Genomic DNA, 18,586 nt, shown 5'->3' on the forward strand with positions numbered 1-18,586 from the left:
GGCTCCCCTGAACCATTAACCCGCAGGTGGTTCTGGGCGCAACTCCGGCTCTGGTGCATTACTATTGTCGATTATGACTGGCTGCTTATTACGCAATTTGAGCAAGCCAGTACTGGCCACTTCGGTGCCCGGTTCTAAACCTGACACCACAGCAATAAAATCGCCTCGCGCCTCGCCGAGCTGAACAAAGCGTTGAATCACTTCTAGACTATCCTCCGCCGCGTCTTCTTTTGCTTCAGACACGTCGGCATGTTCTTTTTTCTGGACCACAAAGACCGAATCACCGTAAGACGTGTAATGTACCGACGAGCGCGGAATAACAGTGACCACGTTATCGCCTGGGAGGGTAATCGTTACCGTGGCAAATAAACCGGGTTTAAGCGTCATGTCGGCGTTCGCAAGACGAGCGCGCAAATCAAAGTTACGGGTCATCGGGTTTACTTGTGGCTCTATCGCTAAGATCTCGCCCTGAAACGCCTGATCAGGATAGGCATCAACCAATACCGATACCGCCAAGCCCGCGTTTAAATCAGAAAGATAATGCTCGGGCATCGAAAAATCGACGTTGATGGGATCGAGTTTTTGCAGCGTGACAATAGCAGCACCCATCCCCAAATATTGACCAACATTAACACGGCGAATACCCAGTTTGCCGTCAAACGGCGCGGTGACCACTTTCTGCGCTAGCCGACCTTTTTGCGCTTCGATTGCCGCCAAGGCCACATTCGTTTCTGCAACTGCCGTATCCAGCTCAGCCTTGGAAATAGACTTACCCTTATAGAGTTGCTCTTTACGCGACCTATTCAGCTCCGCCAATTCAGCCTGTGCCTGAAGGCGCTTCAGCTCACCCTGCTCACTGGCTGCGGCCAAAGTCAGTAGCAAGTCCCCTCGCTTTACGGTATCGCCTGATTCAAAATGAATCGCTGAGACCACACCGTCGACCTCTGCGGTGAGATCAGCGCCGTTAACAGCCACTAAACTACCGACAGCAGTAAGTCGATTTGGCCACACCATGCTTTCTGCAGTTGCGCTTGCCACGGTAACGGCTGGGGTCGGCATATTGTTCATATAGTCATTCATGGCTTTATTGCCAAACCATTTCATGCCAAACACGCCGCCAAATAGCACCGTGCTCAAAATTAGCATGATCACCATCCGTTTAGTCATATCACTTCCTTAAAGGTATAAATCTAAACCAAAATCAAATAAGCAACCTGCCGTCGCTATGTCACAAAGGCATAAGCAAAGCGGGAAATTAGCACTGTGGGCAGCAAATATCGATAGCTAAGAAGCAATATTACGTTAGCGTAATCGTTATAGAACTATAACCTAACACCGCAAACCTACTGCATAGCGGCGCACAGCTAAGGTAAAACTCAGAAGGACAAACAGGGCTTGTGTGGTAACGCACTGAAAGTGAATAGATCATAAATTGAGTCATGTCTTGCTATGCAAAAGTGGCTATTTTAGCCCGAATTAGTATCCATGCAGACCCAATCAAAGTGCCAGCGCAACCGCGAGATTGTTACTCTAGCTTTATATACAGGCAAAACAAAAACGGCCCTAGTCTTTCGACTAGAGCCGTCTTTTTTGTAATGGCGGAGAGGGAGGGGTTCGAACCCTCGATGAGGCTATAAACCCCATACTCCCTTAGCAGGGGAGCGCCTTCAGCCACTCGGCCACCTCTCCGGAAATTTCCTACTTAACCAAGCTAAGCTTGAAAAAGTAGAGCGTTAATCAGCACATAGCGCTGTTTAACGAATCGGGCGGCATGATACCACACTTAGAAAATAAGCAAAGACCTATAAGGCTTTTTTTGCTTTATTCCTTGTTTCCGTTACTTTCATTTTGAATACGCTCGTAAATCTCTTCACGATGTACGGCTATATCTTTCGGCGCGTTAACACCCAAACGAACTTGATTTCCCTTTACACCTAAAACAGTCACTGTGACTTCATCACCAACCATCAAGGTCTCACCAATACGACGAGTTAAAATTAACATTATGGCATCTCCTTGTAAGAGCCCAACGCATAACCCTGGTGCGAATCCTTGTGCAACACAGCGAAAATAGCGCAATTAAGTTAAATACTGGGCTCCGAATCCAGTTCGAAAGCTGTGTGCAGCGACCGAACGGCTAGCTCCAAATACTTCTCATCAATGACAACCGAAATTTTAATCTCAGAGGTCGTGATAAGTTGAATATTAATAGACTCTTCTGCCAAAGTTTTAAACATTTTACTAGCGATACCGGCATGAGAACGCATTCCCACTCCTACTAGCGATACCTTGGCAATTTTGTCATCCGTTTTGACCTCTCGCGCACCTGTTTGTTTCACCAGTCTACGCACAATGGCTTCGGCCTTTGCCATATCTCCACGACTAACCGTAAACGTAAGATCAGTCGTATTGTCTTCTGCGACGTTTTGTACAATCACGTCGACTTCAATATTTGCATCGCTTACCGGACCGAGAATCTGGTAAGCCAAACCTGGGGTATCAGGCACGCCTAATACAGTAATCTTTGCTTCATCGCGGGTGAAAGCGATGCCCGAAATTGCCGGGTTTTCCATATCCGAGTCTTCCTCTAAGCTAATCAAAGTCCCTGGTCCATCTTGGAAAGCATGTAATACCCGTAAAGGCACATTGTACTTACCCGCGAACTCCACTGAACGGATTTGCAATACTTTTGATCCCAAGCTGGCCATTTCCAGCATTTCTTCAAAAGTAATGCGATTCAAACGGCGGGCCTTACTCACCACCCTCGGATCGGTGGTGTAAACCCCGTCCACATCAGTATAAATTTGGCATTCATCGGCTTTTAAGGCCGCGGCCAGCGCAACGCCTGTAGTATCTGAACCACCTCGACCCAAGGTAGTGATATTACCGTTTTCATCAACACCCTGAAAACCAGCCACCACAACCACATTACCTTCGGCAAGATCCGCACGAATTTTAGCGTCGTCAATATCCCTGATGCGCGCCTTGGTATGAGCTTCATCAGTTAAAATCCGCACTTGCGTACCGGTGTACGACTTTGCCCCCTGCCCTAAGTCATGGAGCGCCATACACAGCAATGAGATAGTCACCTGTTCGCCCGTGGACACTAATACATCTAGCTCACGCGGCGTTGGCTCTGCCTGCATTGCCTTAGCTAAGTCGATCAAGCGATTTGTTTCACCGCTCATTGCCGATACAACCACAATAATGTCGTGGCCTTGTTGACGAAAACCAGCAACCTTTTGGGCCACTGCTTTGATCCGTTCAACCGTTCCTACCGATGTACCACCAAATTTTTGAACTATTAGACTCATGATTCGCTTCTGCCAATGAACACCGATTTCAAAGGGCGCTCATTAAACACCAGATCAAATTTAAAGGAAATGACCCAATGAGCGCTATACGTGATTTACGTAGTGTTTGCACCCACATGGGTCAAACCACGGACTATTTTGCTGAACAATAGTCACGCACGACTTGCAAGGCATCAGGAATTGCCGCTGCATTGACACCACCACCCTGAGCCATATCGGGACGACCACCACCTTTGCCACCCACGGCCTCAGCAGCAAGCTTCATGATTTCACCGGCTTTAAAGCGACCGACGAGATCTTTAGTCACGCCCGCCGCCAGCGCTACCTTGCCACCGTCATCCGCGGCCAACAGTATTACTCCTGAGCCTAGCTTGTTTTTGAGCTGATCCAAGGTATCTCGCAGTGTTTTTGCGTCAGCACCGTCTAATTTTGTCGCCAAAACCTTAATGCCCGCGATCTCTTCGCACTGACTTAGTAAATCGTCGCCCGCCGAACTGGCCAATTTACCTTTAAGCGCGGCGACATCCTTCTCTAGTTGCTTTTGTTGTGCAAGCAACTGCTGAACTTTATCACCCAGCTTGTCGCGACCGGTTTTGAGCAAGCCAGCCAGCTGGCTCAACTCACTTTCCGCCTGTTCAAATGCGGCTAGTGCTGTCGCGCCAGTCACGGCCTCAATACGACGCACGCCAGCTGCAATACCTGACTCGGCAACAATTCGCATCAAACCAATGTCACCTGTGCGCTGAACATGCGTACCACCGCAAAGTTCGATAGAAAAATCGCCGCCCATACTCAGCACGCGAACCTCTTCGCCGTATTTCTCACCGAATAACATCATCGCGCCGCGCTTGGCCGCGCCATCCATGTCCATAATTTCGGTTTGTACCGGGCTGTTCAAACGTATTTGCTGGTTAACCATCGCCTCGATCGCCGCCAGCTGCTCCTTGCTCACTCCCTCAAAATGGGAAAAATCAAAGCGCAGACGTTGAGCATCCACCAGCGAACCTTTTTGCCCCACATGCTCACCCAAGACCTCGCGCAAGGCCGCGTGCAACAAGTGTGTCGCTGAGTGATTCAGCGCGGTCGCCTGGCGAATATCATTGTCAACTTCGGCTTGTAAACGGTCGCCTTCGTTGATTACGCCGCCAACGACCACACCGTGATGTAAGTGATGACCCGCAGATTTATGGGTATCGCGTACTTCAAAGCGCACGCCATTCGCGCTCAGTACACCAGCGTCCCCTGCCTGGCCACCTGACTCACCGTAAAAGGGCGTTTGATCCAAAATAATGACCCCAGCATCGCCTTCTTTTAGAGAGGTAACGCGCTGACCATCTTGCAGCAATGCGACTACCGCCCCCTCTTCCGCAAGGTTCTGGTAGCCACAGAATTCGGTTTCGCCGTCGATGTTAAGCTCTGAACTTAAGTCAACTTTAAAATTGGAGGCAGAGCGCGCGCGCTCACGCTGGGCATTCATCGCTTGCTCAAAGCCATCCATGTCCAAACTCAAGCCCTGCTCCCGCGCAATATCAGCCGTGAGGTCAACAGGAAAACCGTAGGTATCATAAAGGCGGAATACGGTATCGCCGGGAATTTGCGTACCGTTTAAGCCCTGTAAATCCTGCTCGAGGATCTTCATGCCCTGATCAAGGGTTTTGGCAAACTGCTCTTCTTCTTGTAGCAAGACTTTTTCAATTTGCGCCTGACGAGTGACGAGCTCCGGATAGGCCTCGCCCATTTCCACAGCCAAAGGCGCTACCAGCTTGTAAAAGAACGCCGCCTCGGCGCCCAGCTTATTGCCATGGCGTGCGGCTCGACGAATAATCCGTCGCAGCACATAGCCACGCCCCTCGTTAGACGGGATAACACCGTCAGAAACAAGGAAGGCACAGGAGCGAATATGGTCGGCAATAACCCGCAACGACGTGTGTTCAGTATCGCTAACATTCAGCACTGCAGCAGTGGCTTTAATCAGGTTTTGGAATAAATCAATTTCGTAATTGCTGTGCACACCCTGCATTACCGCAGAAATACGCTCCAGGCCCATGCCGGTATCCACCGAGGGGGCAGGCAACGGCGTCATAGTGCCATCGGCGTCACGGTTAAACTGCATGAACACGTTATTCCAAATTTCGATATAGCGGTCGCCGTCTTCATCGGGGCTGCCTGGGGGGCCGCCCGCCACGTCGGCGCCGTGATCGTAGAAGATCTCAGTACAAGGGCCGCAGGGACCGGTATCGCCCATAGACCAGAAATTATCAGAGGCGTATTTTTCGCCTTTATTGTCGCCGATCCGCACCATACGTTCGGCCGGCACACCCATCTGTTCATTCCAGATTTGATAGGCTTCTTCGTCTTCGGCGTAAACCGTTACCCACAGTTTTTCGGCAGGAATAGCCATCCACTCAGGCGAGGTTAAAAACTCCCAAGCAAATTTAATCGCATCGTGTTTGAAGTAATCACCAAAACTAAAATTACCCAACATTTCAAAGAATGTGTGATGACGTGCGGTGTAACCCACGTTTTCTAGATCATTGTGTTTGCCGCCGGCACGGACACAGCGCTGAGAACTCACCGCGCGAACATAGCCACGCTTCTCTCGCCCCAGAAAGGCGTCTTTAAATTGCACCATGCCCGCATTGGTAAACAGTAAGGTGGGGTCATTACCCGGCACCAGCGAGCTGCTAGCAACCTGGGTGTGAGCCTGGTTTTCAAAATAACGAATAAAGGCTTCGCGGATGGCGGCGCTTTTCATGGTGACTCTCTCACTCCGTGGGCAACAACGGCTAATGCCGCCCCATCACCTCAACGAAAAGGCAGTGGCGGCAGCGAAAAAACGGCAAGTATAACGAAATTAGGGGGGCGTGTATTCAGCACTAACAGGCAGAAACACCGCCATACTCAAGCTTAGCGGCGGTGAACTAACCGAGTTTCTCATCTGTTGTCAAAACTCGCGCTTCAGACTCCAGCATCACCGGAATGCCATCGCGAATGGGATACGCCAAACCGCTGGCTTTACACACCAGCTCATTGCGCTTTTGATCGTATTCCAGCGGCGCTTTACTGACTGGACATACTAAAATTTCTAACAATTTCTTATCAATCATTTTCTACCGCTCTCAAATTATATTTGTCTGTCGTTAGCCGGCCGTCGGCACGTTTTGGCTATTTGGCTGAAGGCATTGGCCCAATAACCAGCGCAGGATCAAGGCGCAGCCCAGCCCAATTAATACGCCAATCCAAATGTGGCCCAGTTGCCCGGCCAGTAGCACCAACCTCAGCAATGACCTGACCCTGCTTGATTTCTTGGCCTTCCGCCACCAATACTCGGCTCAAATGAATAAAGGTCGACGACACCCCCATACCGTGATCAATAATTAAGGTGCCTCCGGAATAAAACATATCGGGATGCGCCAAAGTAACTACGCCATCAATAGGCGCGGTCACCGTACTACCAGTGGGCGCGGCAATATCCAAACCATAGTGGGGGCGGCCGGGGCTGCCATTATAGACACGCTGCGAGCCGAATACACCCGTGATCGGGCCAAGTACCGGCCATTTAAAGGTTTGAGTAAAATCCTGTCGAGAAAATTGTTGCTGTCGCGCCTTGCTTACCAAGGCAGTTTCTTTGCGGATACGTTCCAAAACAGACGCTGGCGGCGTTACGGTTTTCTGGGGCACACCGTTAACTCGCTGAATATCGTATTGACGCTGGGCGATGTGTAAATCCCGCGTTTCACAGCTACCATTAGCACTACAAATTTCCAAAATGGCGGCGGGCGCGGCATCTCGATCAAAGCCAAATACGAATACGCCGTTATCGGCTGTTTGCAGGGCCTTACCATCAAGCTTGGCTGTGCTCCCCACCGGCAAGCTACCCCACAACAAACCACCTTGCTTTAATTCACCGTGCAGTTCCACCTCGGCAAGCACATTTAGGCTTAGCAACATCATCAATGCCACTCGCCCCATCGCCACACATTTATTCATTGCCAGCTATCCTCTGTCCATGCTCACTGCGCTACCATAGCGCGTTATTATTCTCTAAAACAGTAAGCCGTATGTCACGTTACCGCCCGCCCCGCGCCAAAGGCTCATGCTACATCACCCCTGAGGGTGAGCGCCGCCTGCGCGAAGAAGTTCGCCAACTATGGAAAGTAGAGCGGCCGCAAGTCACACACACCGTTCATGAGGCTGCCAAAAATGGCGATCGTTCCGAGAACGGCGACTATATTTACGGCAAACGTCGTTTGAGAGAAATCGACAGCCGAGTAAGATTTCTAACAAAGCGACTCGAGGAGCTCGTCGTCGTCAGCGACGTACCCAGCAATCAAAATAAAGTCTATTTTGGTGCTTGGGTAAGTTTGGAAGACGACGACGGCAAAGAATACGAATACCGTATTGTCGGCCCCGATGAATTCGATCTCAGCCAAAACAAGCTGTCCATGGATTCGCCTCTCGCCAAAGCAATGTTAGGGAAATTGCTCGACGATGAAGTAAAGGTGGTCACGCCAAAAGGCGAAACCCTTTACTACATCACCGCCATACGCTACCAAACGAGCGCAGAATAACAGGCCACTTGCTCACTAAACTAGAGATCATCATACGCATAGCCTATGATGTCGACGACCTTCACGGAGAGATTTCAGCATGTTTTTATTATCCTTAATTTGGGCTTGGACAGCATGGAATGTCTATCGCCCCTACAAATCACGCCCTGAGCTTTTAGGCGTTTTCAGTTTTATTATGGGCGTTATCACCGGCGAATTTGCCCTGCATGTTATTGCCCTTGAAGTAGCACTGACATTCCTCATTATTTTATTTGGCGAACTTAGCGGCTTTGGCGATGCACTAGGACTAACCATTGCACTTGGCAGCTGGCTGGCCATTGGCGTCTTTTACTTTCGCGCCCAACGCGCCGAGCCGATCATGGCACAGGCGGTACGCGACGCCCTCGAGCTGAATCCAGATCAACCGCTCAATACCGCAGATTCACTGCAGATCAGCCCTGATTTCAAACGCCTGCTCAAGCCATTCTCATACCGTCTACCCAATGTCACTCGCCATAAAAACATTGAGTATTGCACCGTCAATGGCCGCTCACTAAAACTCGACATTTATCACCGCGCCGACCTCCCAGCAAACGCCCCAGTGCTCTATCAAATGCATGGCGGTGCATGGTTAGAAAACTGCGGCAGCAAAAACGAGCAGGCTCTGCCTCTCATGAACCAATTAGCGGCCAATGGCTGGGTATGTGTCGCCGTCGAATACCGACTCAGCCCTGGTTCAACATTCCCGGAACATATTATTGACTGCAAGCGGGGCCTGAGTTGGATAAAAGAAAATATTCACGAATACGGCGGCAACCCCGACTTTGTCGTCGCCACTGGCGGTTCGGCAGGTGGACACCTTTCGTCGCTGCTCGCGCTCAGCGCCAATGCCCCTGAGTTTCAGCCCGGTTTTGAAGACGTCAACACAGAGGTGCAAGGCTGCATTCCTTTTTACGGTGTGTATGACTTCTTAAACAGCCAGAATCAGCGCAGCACTGGCGAGTCTTTGAGCCAGTGGATATCGGCCAAAGTTTTGAAGCAAACTCGGGCAGAAGCGCCAGAGCTATGGAAACAAGCTTCGCCACTGTATTGGGTGCATAAAGATGCCCCGCCGTTCTTGATTATTCACGGTGAAGCAGACACCCTCGTGCCGGTCGGCGAGTCGCAAACACTGTATAACGCACTACACGTCACCTCCGAGCAAGCAGTCGCCTACGCAGAAATACCGGACGCACAGCACGCCTTTGAAATTGGTATTTCGCTGCGCACCCAGATTGTCGTCAACCAACTGTGTGTTTACTTAGATGAGCTATACCGTCGTCACCTGCATACAGCGAGCCTAGCGCTGAACGAAGGCGCCAAAGCCAACGACGAACAAGAGGAAAGCGACATTAGTGCGGAGCTAGAAAGCGACGAAGGATTGGAAACACAGTCTTAAGAGATAAACGAGGTGCCACGCTATATGGCCGGCACCTCAGCTACATAACTAAAATGGTAACCAAGATTTTTTACGTGTGTAATGCACGTAGCCGACACTCGCACCAGCGCGCAGGCCAACACCGGTTCTAATTGGTGCCAGAATCATCTCACCACTCTGCTGATAATTAACACCTACTCCCGCAACCACGTAAAAACTGCCATCCACGCCAGGGAAGCGCTGTAATAAATCATCCGTCGATTTCAGGTGATAGACAAGGGTGAAGACTTTAGCGGCATTGGCCCCCATATCAAAACCCAGCGATGGCCCCTGCCAAAAAATAGCCTCGGCATCTTGCCCGGCTAGCTCAACGTGGCCCTGACCATAACGTACCCCCACACCCAGCGCCGCCGAAACCTCTTCGCCGTATATCACTGCATTAGGGTTACCCTGCTCGGCAAACAGTTTTTCAATTGCTTTAGCCAAGCCCGCCGTGGTTTCACCAAAAAAGCCGTCGGCCTTAGCCAGCACCTGCTCTTTGGTGTATCCGGTACTAGTACTGCTCTTAGCGCCATCAGCAAACACTGCGGGAACACCCGCAAACAACACAAAACAAATCGTCAGAAAAACGCCACGTACTTTAGTCATTAATTAAACTCCGTTAAAAAAAATGCCTATGTTTTACCATGCAACATGGATGTGACCCCTTGTAGGGCCGAGTTAAATCACATTAGCTGGGCGATGGCATCGACGCTAACAAAGCCGAAAACTCACCGTCACATTGACTTAATAAGATATGTATTTTTAAAAGTGCCGCAACACTAATACTATCTGTTATACGCCCATCCAGTGCCATTGCAACTGCCTCACCGAGCGAGACCCGCTTTACCAATATATCCTCGGTCGCCTCAAGTTCCTGCGCCCCCTGGCGCAATCCAGCGGCAATAAACACTTCGGCGCGCTCATCGGTAACCGAATTAGAAGTATGTAAATTCTGCAACTTGAACCATTGTTGCGCCGACAAACCGGTTTCTTCTAATAGCTCTCGCCGCGCACTGTCTATTGGCGCGCTACCTAGCGGACAACCGCCTTCCGGAATTTCCCAGCTGTACTCCTCTAGAGGATAACGATACTGCTTAACCAGATAGGTGAATCCCTGATCGTCAATGGGCACGACACCAACAGCAATGTTTTTAAAGCATATTTTGCCGTAAATTCCGTCGGTATTAGCTGGTGTTTTTACTTGGTGATGTTCAAGTCGCAACCACGGATTCTCGTATATTTGCGTACAACTAAGCTGCCGCCATGGCCCCAATAATTTGCTCATTTATCCTCCAGAATAGCCTGCACCCGCGCCCGCAATTGCGGTAGCACGTCAATATCAAACCAGGGGTTGCGCTTAAGCCACAACTGATTGCGTGGTGAGGGATGTGGCAGCGACAGAAAGCGATCATGGACCGAACTGTGTTGCACGCGTTCGGTTAGGGTTTTAAATTCATCATTCAAATAATAAGCCTGCGCATATTGCCCAATAAGCAACACTAATTTGACCTTGGGCATATGAGCCAATAGGCGATCATGCCACAAGGGCGCACATTCTTTACGCGGCGGTAAGTCACCTGACCTACCCTTACCGGGATAACAGAAACCCATTGGCATAATAGCAACGCGTGGATCAGCGTAGAATTGTTCACGATCAATTGCCAACCACTGCCGCAATCGATCTCCCGAGGGATCATTCCAAGGTATTCCGCTTTGATGCACGCGGGTGCCGGGGGCTTGGCCAATGATTAAAATTTTAGCGGCAGTATCGGCGACCACCACCGGACGAGGGCCTAGCGGCAACGCCGCCGAGCACTCAGTACAGGCACGAATGTCTGCAAGCAACGCAGTTAATGATTCCATGCGCTATTGTGCGCCAGAAAAAATCTCCACGGCAAGCTTCGCCGAATTATTTTAGGCGTATAGCGACCGGGAAATTATTGCGCTGCCAGCAATTCCACTCCTAGAGCTTCTATTACCTCTACCGATAAACGTCCGGTCGCCAAGCCCTGAGACTTTTGGTAGTCATGGATCGCCGCTAAGGTGTATTTACCCAGCACGCCATCAAGACCACCGGTATCGTAACCTTTTGCACGCAAGGCGCGCTGCAAGCCATAAACCAAGTCTTTGCTGATTTCGCGTTCACAGGGAATCATCCGCCAATCCAAGCGGGCGTCCGCCACTTTCTCGCGATACGTATAACTTTTGTAAACTGGCGGAATAGGATGACGTACTTCACGCGCAGCAACTGTTTCGCGCTGAGTTTTTACCGTTTTATATTGGGCCGGCACCACTTCTTCAATAGTGTGTTCCGGCACATCAACCACCCGTTTGCGCAAAGTCTCGTAAACGGCCGGGGTCACTTCCTTGCGGTACTGTGCTGGGGCACGCAAAACCTGACGGCGGATTTTCTTGTAGCTCGCAGGAATAAGCTGCTGATGGACTATCTCACCACTTTCTTCGTCGATTTTTTCTATTTCTCCACGACCCGGTCGCCAAACCAGCTCCTCTGGCGTATCGATCACCTCCTCTATGACGGTGTCATACTCAGCGGCCTTAACTAATACTTGCTGACTCTGCTCCGGCAGCACCTCAGTCCGCTCTTCGAGCCATTTATAGGTCGCCGGCACCACACTCAAGCGAACATGCTCCTCACTAACCAGCACCTTCTCATCAAACCATTTCAGTTGCGCAGGCACCGTCTCTATGCGTTCGCTAGCGTCCTTAATAACACGTGTCTCCACACGATCCACATAGGCGGCAGGCAACAACATACGAGCGTAGCAGCGTCCAGTTTCGGCATTTTGGGGGATAGCTGGCAGCTCGTCCTCGCTATTGACCGAACGCGCTTTCATTTTTTCTATTTCTATCATCGCGTCCGCTAGCGCCGACTCCAGCGACGATACCCGACCTTCTTCGGCAGAATATTCCGGTGGTAATTGTGCAATATTCGAAGTAGAAACCGGTGCGCACCCACAAAGTAAAATAGTGATACCCAGCACGATAGGCTGCGCAAAACGTTTAAGCCTGCCGTTCAAATCCACCAACACTGCAAACCCCTCGTATCAATTCTGAAGCCACCATCTTATAACGATGTAACTAAGGTATTCGATACCGCTAAGGCGACCAAAGCATCTAAATTCAAGTAAATTACCGCTCTGCTGCACACCGGTGACCAATGATGTAAATAAACGCGGAAAAACACCGCGCGCAACATAATTGCTGGGCCCAAAAGCACTCTTGTGATTTCACTCAAAAATACCCAGATTAGAGCAGTGAATATGCAGCGATCGTCCCTGAATAAGTCGTTTGTTCAGGGAAAATTGCCAAGAATTAACTTGCTCCGCTATGCTAGAATAGCCGCCGCAAATTCGACTACGCAGGCAGCCTCAGCATGACCCATACTCTTAACGCCCTCTCCCAAAGCGATGACTTCCTGAGACGTCATATTGGCCCCGACGCCGAGCAAACCAGTGCAATGCTGAATACGCTTGGCGTGAGTTCATTAGACGAGTTGATCCAGCAAACTGTGCCCGCTGCCATATTGCGTGGCGATATGCCGCTACCCGCAGCGCAGAGCGAAACCGCGACGCTGGATCGTTTGCGCGACATTGCCAGCAAAAACCAAATTGCACGCTCCTTCATTGGCATGGGCTACTACGACACCATTACCCCACCAGTGATATTGCGTAATGTTTTAGAAAACCCCGGCTGGTATACCGCCTACACCCCTTATCAACCAGAGATCGCGCAAGGCCGATTGGAAGCATTGCTGAATTTCCAGCAGATGATTATTGATTTGACCGGTTTAGAACTCGCCAATGCCTCGTTGCTTGACGAGGCAACCGCCGCCGCCGAAGCAATGGCGATGTGTAAGCGCGCGGTACGTAAAAATAAGAGCAATGTGTTTTTTGTTGATCGCAGCTGCCACCCTCAGACACTGGCCGTTTTAAAAACCCGTGCACTGCCGCTAGGTCTTGAAATTCATATTGGCGATGCAGAGACTGAATTAGCCAACACGCCCTGCTTTGGGGTATTAATTCAGAACCCCGCCAGCAATGGCGAAATTCGTGATTTACGTCCGATCACTGCCACGGCAAAAGCCCAAGACGCCCTCACCGTTGTTGCTACCGACATTATGAGCTTGCTATTGGTTACTCCGCCAGGTGAACAAGGCGCCGATATTGTCGTCGGCAATACCCAACGCTTTGGCGTACCCATGGGTTTTGGCGGTCCGCACGCTGCATTTTTTGCCACCAGCGACAGCTACAAACGTTCGATCCCAGGCCGCATCATTGGCGTCTCTGTAGACAGTCGTGGCAATCAAGCTTTGCGCATGGCTATGCAAACACGGGAACAACATATTCGCCGTGAAAAAGCGACGTCGAACATTTGCACATCCCAAGCCCTGCTCGCAATCATGGCGGTGTTCTACGCTATTTATCACGGCCCAGAAGGTCTGAAAACCATCGCCCTGCGCATTAATCGCATGACCGGCATCTTTGCTGCTGGCCTGAAAGCGCTCGGTTTTACGAGCAATACCAGCTTCTTCGATACCCTTACTGTTCAATGTGGCGATGCAGCCGGCGAACTGGCCGACAAAGCAGAAGCCAAGCTTCTCAATTTACGACGCGGTAGCGGTGAGCTCGGTATCAGCTTTGACGAAACGACCACCGCAGCTGATATCCAAGCGCTTTGGGCCATTTTTGCTGGCGATAAACCGCAGCCCTCCGTTGACGCGATAGACCAACAGCTAGGCGAATTACCGGGCATTGCTAGTGAGCTACAACGCCACAGCAACTATTTAACGCACCCCATTTTCAATCAGTATCATTCTGAAACTGAGATGCTGCGTTACATGAACCGCCTAGAGCGCAAAGACATCGCGCTCAACCACTCCATGATCGCACTGGGCTCTTGCACCATGAAGCTCAATGCCACCACCGAAATGCTGCCGGTGACCTGGCCTGAGTTTGGCCGCATCCATCCCTTCGCGCCAAACAGCCAAGTCGCCGGCTATTTGCAATTGGTCGACGAGCTAGAACAGCAACTTATCGCCTGCACCGGCTACGACAAATTCTCCATGCAACCCAACGCCGGCTCGCAGGGCGAATACGCAGGCCTGTTAGCCATTAAGCGCTACCACGAAAGCCGTGGCGATTTTAATCGCGACATCTGCTTAATTCCCAGCTCAGCCCACGGCACCAATCCCGCATCTGCCGCCATGGCCGGTATGCGAGTGGTTATCGTTGGCTGTGATGCGCTGGGTAATGTGGATATTGCCGACCTGCGCGCTAAAGCCGAACGCCACAGCGAACAACTTTCCGCTCTGATGGTGACCTACCCATCAACGCACGGGGTATTTGAAGAAGGTATTCGCGAAATCTGCGACATCACTCACCAGCACGGCGGCCAAGTCTATGTTGATGGCGCCAATATGAATGCGCTGGTCGGGCTCGCCGCACCGGGCGAGTTCGGCGCCGATGTCTCCCATTTAAATCTACACAAAACTTTTTGCATACCCCACGGTGGCGGCGGCCCTGGCATGGGCCCAATTGGCGTAAAAGCGCACCTTGCGCCGTTTTTACCCAGCCACCCCGTTTTCCCTGTTGAAGGCCTGAACATCGTCAACGACACAGTCTCTGCCGCGACCTATGGCAGCGCAGGAATTCTGCCGATCTCATGGACCTATATTGCATTGATGGGCGCTGAAGGGCTTAAAAAAGCAACCCAAGTCGCGATTTTAAATGCCAACTACGTCGCCAATCGCCTTCACGATCACTATCCCGTGCTGTACACAGGCCGCAATGGCCGCGTAGCACACGAGTGTATTATTGACCTGCGACCGCTAAAAGAAAGCACCGGTATCAGTGAAGAAGATATCGCCAAGCGTTTAATGGATTACGGCTTCCACGCGCCGACCATGTCGTTTCCTGTTCCAGGAACATTGATGATTGAACCGACCGAAAGCGAATCTAAGCGCGAGCTCGATCGCTTTTGCGAGGCAATGATCCATATTCGCCGCGAAGCGGGTCGTGTTGAGAGCGGCCAACTCCCCGCCGACAATAACCCGCTGGTAAACGCACCCCACACACTGGCTGATATTATTGCCGGCGACTGGGACCGCCCTTACTCACGCGAAGAAGCAGGCTTCCCCGTTGCCAGCCTGCGCGAGAATAAATATTGGCCTACCGTAAATCGCATCGACAATGTGTTCGGTGATCGCAACTTAATCTGTTCCTGCCCACCGATTGAAAGTTACCTTTAAGTTCAAACCCCTCCTGTAAAGGAGGGGTTTTCCAGCCTTTCTTATTAAAAACGCCCTCCCTAGCAAAAGCAAAAGCAAGTTTTAGTACTGATTCACAGAAATTTTCACACTTTTAGGCCTAACATCAAAACCTAGCTGCGCGTAGTGTTGTTTTTAACCAGCACATCCGTGAAACTACCTATATCTGAATAAATTGTATGTTTTCCGCAAATGTGTTTCTGCAGTTTTCTCCTGGAGGGGAATAAATGAAAACCAATATCCTTAGCATATCTCTAGCTATAGCAGCGAGCTTGCTCGTCGCCTGCGGTGGTGGTGGTGATACTCGGAGCCCGGATCGCCCGTCTGCCCACTTAGACCCTACGTCTTTGCGCATTAATTTCCCGCTCGGGAATCAACTAGCGGGTACTGGTACCAATAGTATTCCCGTTCAAATGCTTGCCTATCAAACTGACGGCGTAGAATCCAACCTAGGGCCCGAACTCAACGTTACGGCAGATACAGTTTGGGAACTAGGCGGAAATCTTGGTGATCCAGCAATTGCCGCACTCGCCGATGAAGTGAGAGATGCCGGTCAATTGCGGAATGTTTTAGATATATTAAGCAAGGTTAGACTTGCCAGTACCGACCCCGTAAAAAACCTGACCATTTCTGGGCGCTATACCCACAATGGTACGCCATACACTAGGGGCCCAGCTGCTTTCACAGTAGTGCCACCCGTCACCGTAGGCAGTAAATATATTGGTGGCGGCCCTTTCGACTTCGCTTTCAATCCATCTAACACCGGCGCCACTGCAACAGCGAGCTACCAGTTACTGCAAAACCTGCGGGAACCGCAAGGTGCTACAGAAAACACCACAAACAGCGCAAAGTTCTGTTCAAGCAGTAATTACTTGGTGTTTGCTGATCCGCAGCCGCCCACCGGCCAGTCGGCTCCAGCCACTATTACCAACCCCTTTGGCGGAAGCGATCAGTCACAGGTATCCATCACGATTTTTGCAATTGATCCAGCTGATGACTGCACCGACCCCGACGCGCCTAAGATCGCGAGCAAAATCATAAATTTATTTCCCGCTACTGTTAGTAAAGTAGCAGTTTGCGCCGTTGCCAACCCTGCTGCCGACGTATGTAGCGGCGCTAGCAACAGCCAAGTATTTTTCAACAAAGATAAATATTTAGCTGAATGTAAAGGACGCGTAACCAACACTGTAAAAGTACCTGCTGCACAGCGCTTACAGCTTGTTGCTGAACTCACCTATACCGACCCAGACGATTCAAGCCAAACGCTGTTCGTTGAATATCAGTGCACAGGCCCTAATGTACTCGCGTGGACTGCAGCACCAACAACCATTTTCTCTGAAGCTCCTGATCAGGACGACGGCGACGCATCGCTTCTTAGCCAAGCCGATTACGCAGCCTTGGCAGACGCTGACAAGAAAAGCATCGCAACCGGAACCTACACAAATGATGTGGGCACGGCGCAAGAGTCAGTTATTAGCGATGATCTTGAACTAGAAATTGTAGATGCAGAAGTTGCGTCCATTTCGATTGTTCGCGCCGATGGTGTGACACCACCAAATGGCACCGACACCATCTATTTGAATGTCTTTAACGATGGCATCGACTATATCGCGATGTGTAATTACATCGAATTCGATAGCACCGATACCATTGCATGTCCGGCAGCCTTTGTTACATGGAGTGTTGACCTGCCAACGGTACTTACCGCGAGTCCAACCAGCAATTCAAACACAACATCAGTCACCCCTGTGCAAGGTACAACGGGCTCAGGGAACGTCGTGCTAACTGCGACATACAATGATACCGTTTCAAATGTTAGTTCAACCCGCACAATTGAAGCCGTAAACGATGAAGTTGTAGCGTTACACCTATACCAAGTGTCAAACGCGAACTCTCCTGATGAAGTCAGCATCGATGAGTTTTCCTGTGTAGGTCGTGACGACCTCGTTGGTACTCTTGGAGACGGTGAAAACTTTATTCGCGGTGGTCAGCGCTTTTATGCCTACGCACTGTTTGAAAGTGACCAAAACACTGTTACAGACGCGCATATTCAAGACCCCAAGTCAACGGGCTCACCACTTGTTGACGTAACTGGAAAAGACAACCTCATCTTCACTGCGCAAACTGGCTACTGGTCAGGCAATGCAAGTGCAGACCCTAGCTGTGTATCTAGTGCACTACCTACAGACTCACTAGCCATTCCAGGAGCTGACCAAATTCCTGGTGCCGATCAATTACCTGGTCTCGATGGCCTGCCCACGCCTGTAAGCACCCCTGCGGCCAGCTTTGGTGAGGAGAAAGGCGTCCTAGAATCGCGCGGTCTGCTGCGCTTGAGCACCGTTTGCGTACAAGCCTTCATCGACACGAACAGAGACCAAGTTCGCGACGACAATGAGCTTGCGACGACAGAGGGTTCAACCGTACTAGTATTGCCTGCAGCCAATGACGACTTGCTCACTTACTCCAACGAGCTATGTGAAACATTGGAGCCTGTGCTCACGCTAGGCGGGAACTTCCCTGGACTAGAAGGCCCAGGGCTCGTATTACCATTGGTGTACACAGTAAGTACAATTGCTGATCCAATCCTAGCGACCTTGGCGACAAATGACGACGGCGGCACACTGCCTGCCGAAGAAATTATTGAAGCCTTAATCTCTGGCAATTTCTCTGGAATTTCCCCTGAATTCCCAGATAGCCCAATCGGTGGCCTAGGGCAAATCACCAGCGGATTAATTAGTGGTATTGATGCAGTACCTGGCTTAGCCCCGGTCATCGACGCACTCGACGCCTGCTTGGTCGACCCCGTGACCTCCACTGTAGGCACACTACTGTCGGGCATCCTGGGCCTGGACCCCGATAGTTTTGCAGAACTGAGCAACATCAGCTTTGATGACTGCCAATCCTTACTCGGCGATTTTCTACCAGCGCCTTAACACCAAATAAACGCGACCTTCGGGTCGCGTCTTTATATATGCTT

14 protein-coding genes and 1 tRNA gene are annotated in these 18,586 nt (G+C 50.8%); 4 read left to right on the forward strand and 11 right to left on the reverse strand.

The window, feature by feature from the left end; genetic code table 11:
- Positions 1-15: 15 nt before the first annotated feature.
- The 7 genes from ABD836_RS05760 to ABD836_RS05790 form a co-directional block, all read right to left on the reverse strand.
- A complete protein-coding gene (locus ABD836_RS05760; protein ID WP_344933278.1) occupies positions 16-1,167 on the reverse strand; it encodes an efflux RND transporter periplasmic adaptor subunit in 1,152 nt (383 codons plus the stop codon).
- Between the two features lie 429 nt (positions 1,168-1,596).
- Positions 1,597-1,689, reverse strand: a tRNA-Ser gene (locus ABD836_RS05765).
- A gap of 132 nt (positions 1,690-1,821) precedes the next feature.
- Positions 1,822-2,004, reverse strand: coding sequence for a carbon storage regulator CsrA (gene csrA / locus ABD836_RS05770; RefSeq protein ID WP_344933280.1), 183 nt, complete (start codon positions 2,002-2,004; stop codon positions 1,822-1,824).
- Between the two features lie 80 nt (positions 2,005-2,084).
- Positions 2,085-3,314, reverse strand: coding sequence for an aspartate kinase (locus ABD836_RS05775; protein ID WP_344933282.1), 1,230 nt, complete (start codon positions 3,312-3,314; stop codon positions 2,085-2,087).
- 133 nt (positions 3,315-3,447) lie between these two features.
- Positions 3,448-6,069 (reverse strand): alanine--tRNA ligase, encoded by a 2,622-nt coding sequence (gene alaS, locus ABD836_RS05780; RefSeq protein WP_344933284.1) that lies wholly within the window; start codon positions 6,067-6,069, stop codon positions 3,448-3,450.
- 166 nt (positions 6,070-6,235) lie between these two features.
- Positions 6,236-6,421 (reverse strand): Trm112 family protein, encoded by a 186-nt coding sequence (locus ABD836_RS05785; RefSeq protein WP_008247075.1) that lies wholly within the window; start codon positions 6,419-6,421, stop codon positions 6,236-6,238.
- A gap of 58 nt (positions 6,422-6,479) precedes the next feature.
- Positions 6,480-7,304 (reverse strand): M23 family metallopeptidase, encoded by an 825-nt coding sequence (locus ABD836_RS05790; protein WP_344933288.1) that lies wholly within the window; start codon positions 7,302-7,304, stop codon positions 6,480-6,482.
- A gap of 71 nt (positions 7,305-7,375) precedes the next feature.
- On the opposite strand from ABD836_RS05790, the gene greB reads away from it, so the two are divergent.
- Both greB and ABD836_RS05800 read left to right on the forward strand, forming a co-directional pair.
- Complete coding sequence (gene greB, locus ABD836_RS05795) at positions 7,376-7,885, forward strand: transcription elongation factor GreB (protein WP_344933290.1); 510 nt, start codon at positions 7,376-7,378, stop codon at positions 7,883-7,885.
- Positions 7,886-7,964: 79 nt separating this feature from the next.
- Positions 7,965-9,302: an alpha/beta hydrolase fold domain-containing protein gene (locus tag ABD836_RS05800; RefSeq protein WP_344933293.1), complete on the forward strand. Its 1,338-nt coding sequence runs from the start codon at positions 7,965-7,967 to the stop codon at positions 9,300-9,302.
- Positions 9,303-9,350: 48 nt separating this feature from the next.
- Here ABD836_RS05800 and ABD836_RS05805 read toward each other — a convergent pair whose 3' ends face one another.
- From ABD836_RS05805 to ABD836_RS05820, 4 genes are all read right to left on the reverse strand, one after another.
- Positions 9,351-9,929 (reverse strand): DUF1134 domain-containing protein, encoded by a 579-nt coding sequence (locus ABD836_RS05805; protein ID WP_344933297.1) that lies wholly within the window; start codon positions 9,927-9,929, stop codon positions 9,351-9,353.
- 82 nt (positions 9,930-10,011) lie between these two features.
- Complete coding sequence (locus tag ABD836_RS05810) at positions 10,012-10,608, reverse strand: NUDIX domain-containing protein (protein ID WP_344933299.1); 597 nt, start codon at positions 10,606-10,608, stop codon at positions 10,012-10,014.
- Positions 10,605-11,186, reverse strand: coding sequence for a uracil-DNA glycosylase family protein (locus tag ABD836_RS05815; RefSeq protein ID WP_344933301.1), 582 nt, complete (start codon positions 11,184-11,186; stop codon positions 10,605-10,607). The genes ABD836_RS05810 and ABD836_RS05815 overlap by 4 nt, the downstream gene beginning before the upstream one ends.
- 74 nt (positions 11,187-11,260) lie before the next feature.
- Complete coding sequence (locus tag ABD836_RS05820) at positions 11,261-12,373, reverse strand: peptidoglycan-binding domain-containing protein (protein ID WP_344933303.1); 1,113 nt, start codon at positions 12,371-12,373, stop codon at positions 11,261-11,263.
- A 344-nt stretch (positions 12,374-12,717) separates the two neighbouring features.
- Here ABD836_RS05820 and gcvP point away from each other — a divergent pair, with 344 nt between their 5' ends.
- The gene (gene gcvP, locus ABD836_RS05825; protein ID WP_344933305.1) at positions 12,718-15,591 is read left to right on the forward strand and encodes an aminomethyl-transferring glycine dehydrogenase; all 2,874 of its coding nucleotides are present in this window, start codon (positions 12,718-12,720) and stop codon (positions 15,589-15,591) included.
- 245 nt (positions 15,592-15,836) lie between these two features.
- The gene (locus ABD836_RS05830) at positions 15,837-18,542 is read left to right on the forward strand and encodes a hypothetical protein (protein WP_344933308.1); all 2,706 of its coding nucleotides are present in this window, start codon (positions 15,837-15,839) and stop codon (positions 18,540-18,542) included.
- Positions 18,543-18,586 lie beyond the last annotated feature (44 nt).

The organism is Zhongshania borealis (assembly GCF_039539625.1).
GTDB classification, from domain to species: Bacteria; Pseudomonadota; Gammaproteobacteria; order Pseudomonadales; family Spongiibacteraceae; genus Spongiibacter; species Spongiibacter borealis.